Origin of the sequence: Streptomyces bobili, assembly GCF_002154575.1 — a bacterium.
Lineage (GTDB): Bacteria > Actinomycetota > Actinomycetes > Streptomycetales > Streptomycetaceae > Streptomyces > Streptomyces bobili.
Map to the genome: position 1 here is coordinate 1 of NZ_MUBA01000291.1, position 6,594 is coordinate 6,594.

The 6,594-nt window shown below is 69.1% G+C and carries 7 protein-coding genes and 1 pseudogene; 4 read left to right on the forward strand and 4 right to left on the reverse strand.

Annotated elements, in window-relative coordinates; all coding sequences use genetic code 11:
• Positions 1 to 17: 17 nt before the first annotated feature.
• Positions 18 to 332, reverse strand: a pseudogene (locus tag BZL64_RS23250) (TetR/AcrR family transcriptional regulator); the annotation flags it as partial.
• Between the two features lie 145 nt (positions 333 to 477).
• On the opposite strand from BZL64_RS23250, the gene BZL64_RS23255 reads away from it, so the two are divergent.
• Complete coding sequence (locus BZL64_RS23255) at positions 478 to 1,353, forward strand: NAD(P)-dependent oxidoreductase (protein ID WP_086771138.1); 876 nt, start codon at positions 478 to 480, stop codon at positions 1,351 to 1,353.
• 59 nt (positions 1,354 to 1,412) lie between these two features.
• Here BZL64_RS23255 and BZL64_RS23260 read toward each other — a convergent pair whose 3' ends face one another.
• Together BZL64_RS23260 and BZL64_RS23265 are read right to left on the reverse strand one after the other, a co-directional pair.
• A complete protein-coding gene (locus BZL64_RS23260; RefSeq protein WP_143663288.1) occupies positions 1,413 to 2,069 on the reverse strand; it encodes a hypothetical protein in 657 nt (218 codons plus the stop codon).
• A gap of 78 nt (positions 2,070 to 2,147) precedes the next feature.
• Complete coding sequence (locus BZL64_RS23265; protein WP_244205453.1) at positions 2,148 to 3,029, reverse strand: hypothetical protein; 882 nt, start codon at positions 3,027 to 3,029, stop codon at positions 2,148 to 2,150.
• 997 nt (positions 3,030 to 4,026) lie between these two features.
• Between BZL64_RS23265 and BZL64_RS23270 the strand changes: the two genes are divergently transcribed.
• Positions 4,027 to 4,992 (forward strand): glycoside hydrolase family 6 protein, encoded by a 966-nt coding sequence (locus BZL64_RS23270; protein WP_086771143.1) that lies wholly within the window; start codon positions 4,027 to 4,029, stop codon positions 4,990 to 4,992.
• Here BZL64_RS23270 and BZL64_RS23275 read toward each other — a convergent pair.
• Positions 4,986 to 5,348, reverse strand: coding sequence for a hypothetical protein (locus tag BZL64_RS23275; RefSeq protein WP_086771141.1), 363 nt, complete (start codon positions 5,346 to 5,348; stop codon positions 4,986 to 4,988). The genes BZL64_RS23270 and BZL64_RS23275 overlap by 7 nt on opposite strands.
• 155 nt (positions 5,349 to 5,503) lie before the next feature.
• On the opposite strand from BZL64_RS23275, the gene BZL64_RS23280 reads away from it, so the two are divergent.
• Positions 5,504 to 6,064 (forward strand): GNAT family N-acetyltransferase, encoded by a 561-nt coding sequence (locus BZL64_RS23280; protein WP_086771142.1) that lies wholly within the window; start codon positions 5,504 to 5,506, stop codon positions 6,062 to 6,064.
• Positions 6,065 to 6,237: 173 nt separating this feature from the next.
• The coding region (locus BZL64_RS23285) for a response regulator (RefSeq protein WP_143663290.1) at positions 6,238 to 6,594 on the forward strand (357 nt) is incomplete at its 3' end.

Genomic DNA, 6,594 nt, shown 5'->3' on the forward strand with positions numbered 1-6,594 from the left:
ATGGTGCGTCAGTGGACCGACTCGTACTCGTCGGTCCACTGACGCACCATCTCGGCGAACAGGCCGCTCGGCGTCGGCTCCGGCAGCGCGGCCAGGAACCGGGCCACGCGGTTGCCCGCGTAGCGGCCGGCCCAGGCCACCGCCTCGTTGACCAACTGCTCCTTGCCGCCGGGGAAGTAGTGCTGCAGCGAGCCTCTCGGCGCCCCCGCGTGGGCGGCCACCTCGCGCATGCCGGTGGCGGCGACTCCGTCGCGCCGGATGAGCTGGGCCGCGCTGAAGACCATCCGCTCGCGCGGCCCCCGTTCGGACGGCGCCACTGTCGACCTCCACATTGCCGCGACTGACCGGCATCCACTCTATGACCGCCGTCATAGAAGCGCCTACTATGACCGCTGTCATAGCGATGGCACCGGGCAACGCGACAGCCATGGCGACGGCCCCCGCCTCGGCAGGGGCACAGGCCAGGAAAGGCAGCACATGACGTACGTCGGTTTCCTCGGCCTCGGGGTGATGGGGCAGCCCATGGCGCTCAACCTCGCCCGCGCCGGAACCCCTCTCACCGTGTGGAACCGCACCCCCGGCCGCTGCGATCCCCTGCGCGCCGCCGGGGCCGTCGTCGCGGCGAGCCCCGCCGAGGTCTTCGACCGGGCCGGCACGGTGATCCTCATGCTGGCCGACGAGACCGCCGTCGACGCGGTGCTCGGGCGCGGTACCCCGGCCTTCACCGCGCGCGTCGCCGGGCACACCGTCGTCCACATGGGCACGACCTCACCGGAGTACTCCGACGCCCTGCGCGACGACATCCGGGCCGCGGGCGGCTCCTACGTCGAGGCGCCGGTCTCCGGCTCCCGAGTCCCTGCCGAGAAGGGCGAGTTGGTGGCCATGCTGGCGGGTGACGACGACGCCGTGGCGGCCGTACGTCCACTGCTCGCCCCGCTGTGCCGCGAGACCTTCGCGTGCGGCCGGGTGCCGGGCGCCCTGCTGATGAAGTTCTCGGTGAACCTGTTCCTCATCACCCTGGTCACCGGCCTGGCCGAGGCGTTCCACTTCGCCGACCGCCACGGGCTCGACCGGCGTCTGCTGCGGGACGTCCTGGACGCGGGTCCGATGGCCAGCGCGGTCTCCCGGATGAAGGCGCCCAAACTGCTGGCCCGCGACTTCACCGTCCAGGCGGCGGCTGCGGACGTCCTGAAGAACAACCGGCTGATCGCGGAGGCCGCCCGTGAGGCCGGCCTGGCCTCCCCGCTGCTCGACGTCTGCCACGCCCTGTACGCCGAGACGGTCGAACAGGGCCATGGCGGCGAGGACATGGTGTCCGTGCTGCACGCGCTCGAGTCCCGCACAGACGGCTGAGGGCGGCACACGGTTCCCCGTCGCCGCCCTCGCTGTCACGCCTGCCACGGTTCCCCGGGTCAACGACCGTACGGGTCACCCATGGTGCGCGGTCGCTGGAACCAGTGCGTCGCGCTGCCCTGGTTGAGCAGGATCACGACGACGATCGCGCCGATCAGCGGGAACCCTCCACCACCGTTGCCCTGGGAGAGCCCGCCGAGCGACATCGCGATCTGCAGGGAGGCCAGGACGATCGAGGCGATCCGCACTCCGTTGCCGGCCGTCGGGTACCGGAACGACAGGCCGAACAGCACCCAGCCCATCAGGTTGGCGCCGGTCAGCCGGCCGGCCTCCTCGGAACTGGAGCCGAACCCCCACAACAGGACGACCAGCAGCATCAGTCCCGCCAGCACCCAGATCACGATCTGCGCGGCACGCACCGAGCCGGGCATGACGGGCGCCGGTACGGGCGCGTAGGGATAGGCGCCGTACGCGCCGGGGACTCCGTACGGCCCTGCCGGGGCGCCCGGCACCGGGGCACCGGGCGGCGGCGGGTAGGCCCCGCCCTGCATTCCCCCGTGCGCTCCCCCCTGCATTCCGGCCGGCGGGCCGTAGGGGCCGCCCTGACCGGTGGGGTCACCGCCGTACGGGCCGGCGGGCTGACCGCCGTACTGGCCCGCGGGCTGGCCGTAGGGGTTCTGCGGGGGCGGCTGTGCGGGTGGATACGCGTTCGACATGACCATGACCCTATCCAGTGGGGGCTCGGCGCGGCGCAGCCGTTTGCCACGCCCTCGCCCGCCCCGGCGGGAGCGTGGTTACGCCGCCGCCTCCTCGTAGAAGCCCTCCTCGTCCTCGAGGAAGCCCTCCTGGTCCATCATCGCGGCGCCGAACCCGCCCAGGATCTCGTCCATGTTCAGCTCGGTGGCACCGGCCGGGGCCTTGGGCGTCCGGCCCTCGCTCATCCGCACCACCACGCCCAGCTTCTTCACCTTCGCGTTCTCGGCCAGCTTGGCGAGGTCGAGGGAGACCTGGGTCAGCTCGCCGTTCTTGAGTGTGAAGTCGGCCGTGACCTTGGCGTTCGGGGCGTCCTTGAGGTCCTTGTCCGTGGGCAGTTCCATGCCCGGCGGCAAGTGCTTCGCGAGCGGGCGGATCTCGCCGAGGAATTCCGTGATCAACGTACGGAAGGGAGCCGTCGCGGTGATGTGCTCCGAACCGTCCTTGTCGTCGGCTGTCTTGAATTCGACTTCGCGGGCGATGGTGCCGCGCAGCGCCTCCAGCAGACGCTTCTGCGTCTTGGCGTCGAGGGTGGGCTCGGGCTCCGGCTCCGCACCGGGCTCCATTCCCATCTCGGCGGAGGTCTTCGCCATCTCCTTCGTGTCGATCTTCACCCACTCGCCCGCGAGTACCTTCTTGAGCCCACCCGCCTCCGGGGGCAGGTCCTCCACCGAGGGCAGGGGGAAGCCCATCGCCTTGCTGAGGGTGTTCACATCGGAGCGCAGGTAGGTGTAGTCGCCGATGACCCGGTACTCGGTGAGGTCACCGTCCTTGTTGCTGATCTTCAGCGCCATGCCGACGTAGTCCTTCTCCCCGGACTCCCCGATCGGCTTCTTCGACTGGACGGTGACGCTGACCTTCACGTCACTGAACAGACCGGCGACCTCGTCGGTCAGCTCCTCACCGGGTTCCGGTTCCGACATGGCGTCCAGCGCCTTCAGGCTCCGGGGGTCCGTGTCCAGCTCGAGTTCGAAGGAGACGCTCTTCTCCTTGGCCAGCTTCTCGAAGGCCTGGTCGAGCTTGCTCCCGGCGGAGAGCTGCTCGACGGTGCCGCAGGCGGCCGAACCCGTCAGGAGGGCGCCGACAGCTGCGGTGGCGGTCAGGGTCTTGCGTATGGCGGTGATGATGGTCTCCTCGTCAGTGCGATCATCACGTGATCACTGACGAAGACTCATGACACCGCCAGTTGGTTGTACCCACACGGTGAGACTGAACAGGCAGTGCAGCCACAGGAGTTCGACCGCCACTCGCCGAACTGTCCACCGGCGCCGGACAGGGCTGCCACAGGTCGGCGAGAGGCCCCACGGATGTCACCTCCATGACACCGACGGGAAGAGGATGCGCGGTTCGAAATTTCGTGAGCCATTCCGAAAACGATGACCTCACGGATGCCGGGGAGGCGATCGGGCGGCGTCAACATCCGACACGGAACACCTCCACGCCGCGAACACGCAGAACGAGAAACGTGGCTCAGCTGCGACATCGGCACGGCAGCCTGCGGCGATTCCCCAGCAAGGCTATTCGAATGTTTCGATGCCAAGGACGATTCCTGCGGGAGGTATTGACGGAATTCATCAGCGCTCTAACATCCAGAGGGCACGACAAGCCGATCCGCGTTCGGTATTTCGTATACGGAACCCTCGATCGGGTCGGCCGGTCGAGCCGGTCGATCGAGCCGGTCGATCGAGCCGGTCGACGGGGTCGGTCGCTCGCGCGAACCCGGCAGGGCGCCGCCGGACAACTCCAACCACCCACGGCCGGGCCGCAGAAGGAGACCGCCACCATACGAATGTCATGAACTCGTCATGAGGTACCAGCCACGGCGAGGTGATCCGCGCCTGGCCCGGCCTCCCGACCCAGACCAGCTCGACCACCACCGCCCGTCCCGACGCACCCCTGTCAGAAAGCCGAGGTACCGTCATGCGCTCCAGACTCCTCGCCCTGGCGGCAGCGCTCTCCGCGCTGCCACTGGCGCTCGCCGCCGCACCGTCCGCCCACGCGGCCGATCCGACGACGATGACCAACGGGTTCTACGCGGACCCCGACTCCAGCGCGAAGCGGTGGGCCGCCGCCAACCCCGGTGACGGCAGGGCGCCCGCGATCAACGCTTCCGTCGCCAACACCCCGACGGCCCGCTGGTTCGGCTCCTGGAGCGGCACCATCGGCACCGCCACCGGTGCGTACGTGGGCGCCGCGGACGCCCGGGACAAGCTGCCCCTCCTCGTCGCCTACAACATCTACAACCGCGACTACTGCGGCGGGCACTCCGCGGGCGGAGCCTCCTCGCCGTCCGCCTACGCGAACTGGATCGCCCAGTTCGCGGGCGGGATCGCGGGCCGCCCGGCCGTCGTCGTCCTCGAACCGGACTCCCTCGGGGACTACGGCTGCATGAATCAGGCCCAGATCGACGAACGCGAGGGCATGCTCACCGGCGCGCTCGCCGAGTTCAACCGGCAGGCTCCGAACACCTGGGTCTATCTCGACGCCGGCAACCCGGGCTGGGTGAACGCGGCGACCATGGCCCAGCGCCTCCACGAAGCGGGCGTACGGCAGGCTCACGGCTTCTCGCTCAACGTCTCCAACTACCTGACCACGGCCGAGAACACCGCGTACGGCAACGCCGTCAACCGTGAACTCGGCGCCCGGTACGGGTACACCAAGCCGTTCGTCGTGGACACCAGCCGCAACGGCAACGGCTCGAACGGCCAGTGGTGCAACCCCTCGGGCCGCCGTATCGGTACCCCGACCCGACTGGGCGGAGGCGCGGAGATGCTCCTGTGGATCAAGGTGCCGGGTGAGTCCGACGGCAACTGCGGCGTCGGCGCCGGCTCCTCGGCCGGACAGTTCCTCCCGGAGGTCGCCTACAAGATGATCTACGGCTACTGACCCCGCCGAAGACCCGCCGCGGCGGCCACGTGGTGAACATCGCCTCCGCCGCCGGCAAGGTCGCCCCGGCCGGACCGCAGCGCCTGCGGAACCTGGAACAGGAACTCGTAGATCTCGCCGTGATTCCTCGCCTGCTTGCGGATCTTGCCGCTGAAGCCCGATGCGGTCAGGGCATCGGGGGGTTCAGGCCGGATCTTGGGCTGACGCGGGGTTGGGGGGACCGGCGATCCCGATGGCGCACCGACGGGCTTGTTCATCCAAGGGTGCTTCCCCAGCTTCTCCCCGCGGAGGTTGTCCGGCACCAGGTCGTAGCCATACAGGTGACGCTCGAAGGTCTGGGCGCGGCAGTCGATCACCGCGTCCTCCTCAGAAGCGGCCGAGGTTCGCGGGGTCGGTGAAGTCGAGGCGGTCGGCCACGGCGGGGCGGCAAGCTCGAAGTGCCAGGTCACATGGCATGTCGGGGTTGGTGAGTGGTCTGTACTTCGCACTTTGCAGCGTGATCGAATGGGGGATGACATCGTTCTGGACCGGCAATCGGATACGCCTGCGCGGTATCGAGCCTGACGACTGGAGCGCGTTCATGCGGTTCGCCGTGGACGAAGAGCGGATGGGCGACCTCCTGAACCCGCCTCGTTCCGCCGAAGGATTTCGTGCCTGGACGAAGGAACAGGCCGCTGCCAAGTCCGATGGTGACTGCTTCCAGTTGGCGATCGAGGACGTCGACGCGGGGGAGACAGTCGGTGCCGTCGGCTCGTACCAGGCTGATCCGCGTGCGGGCTGGTTCGAGTACGGCGTCACGATCGGCGCCGATCATCGGCGCAAGGGCTATGCGGCCGAAGCCGTGGTGATGCTGCTGCGTTTCATGTTCGCCGAGCAGCGTTATCACAAGTGCGAAGCACGGATCTTCGCGCACAACGAGGCGTCGCTGGCACTTCACCGTCGGCTCGGCTTCGTCGAGGAGGGGCGCCTCCGCGATCGCGTGTTCCTTGCCGGCCGCCACCGGGATCTCGTCGTGATGGGCATGCTCGCCGATGAGTTCACCCAACGGCACGCCCCGCGAAAGGCTCCGTAGCCGGCATGCCGGAACCCGTCAGGTCCGGGCACAGGCCGATCGACACCGGGACCGCACTGGTGGCCTCCGTCGTCGGCATGCGCCCGGCACCGGTCATGCCGACGCCCTGCGGGCGAACCCGAAACCACCGGAGAATTAGTTGAGTTAGGCAAGCGGGCCGTAGGGTGGAGCACATGTACGGCAGTGGCGCCCGATTGAAACCGGCACACGCCCGTGGAGCCGGTCAACACGTCCTGCTCGTCGTCCGTGAGCCGGGTGTCGCCGAACTCCTTTCCACCACGCTGGAGTTAGCGGGATACCGCACCGCCCTGGCCGGGACCGGGGGTGAGGCTCTGGAGCGGCTCGCGGAGCAGCGGTTCGACGTGACGGTCGTCGACGCGGCGCTGCCGGACATGGCGAGCCTGGCCCGGGAACGGCCCGTCGTGGCCCACCGCCCCCCGGTGCTCGTCCTGACGGAGTACGACGCGCTGGACGAACTCGTGCCCGAACTGGGCCCGGGACAGCGGGACTACGTCACCAAGCCCTTCCGG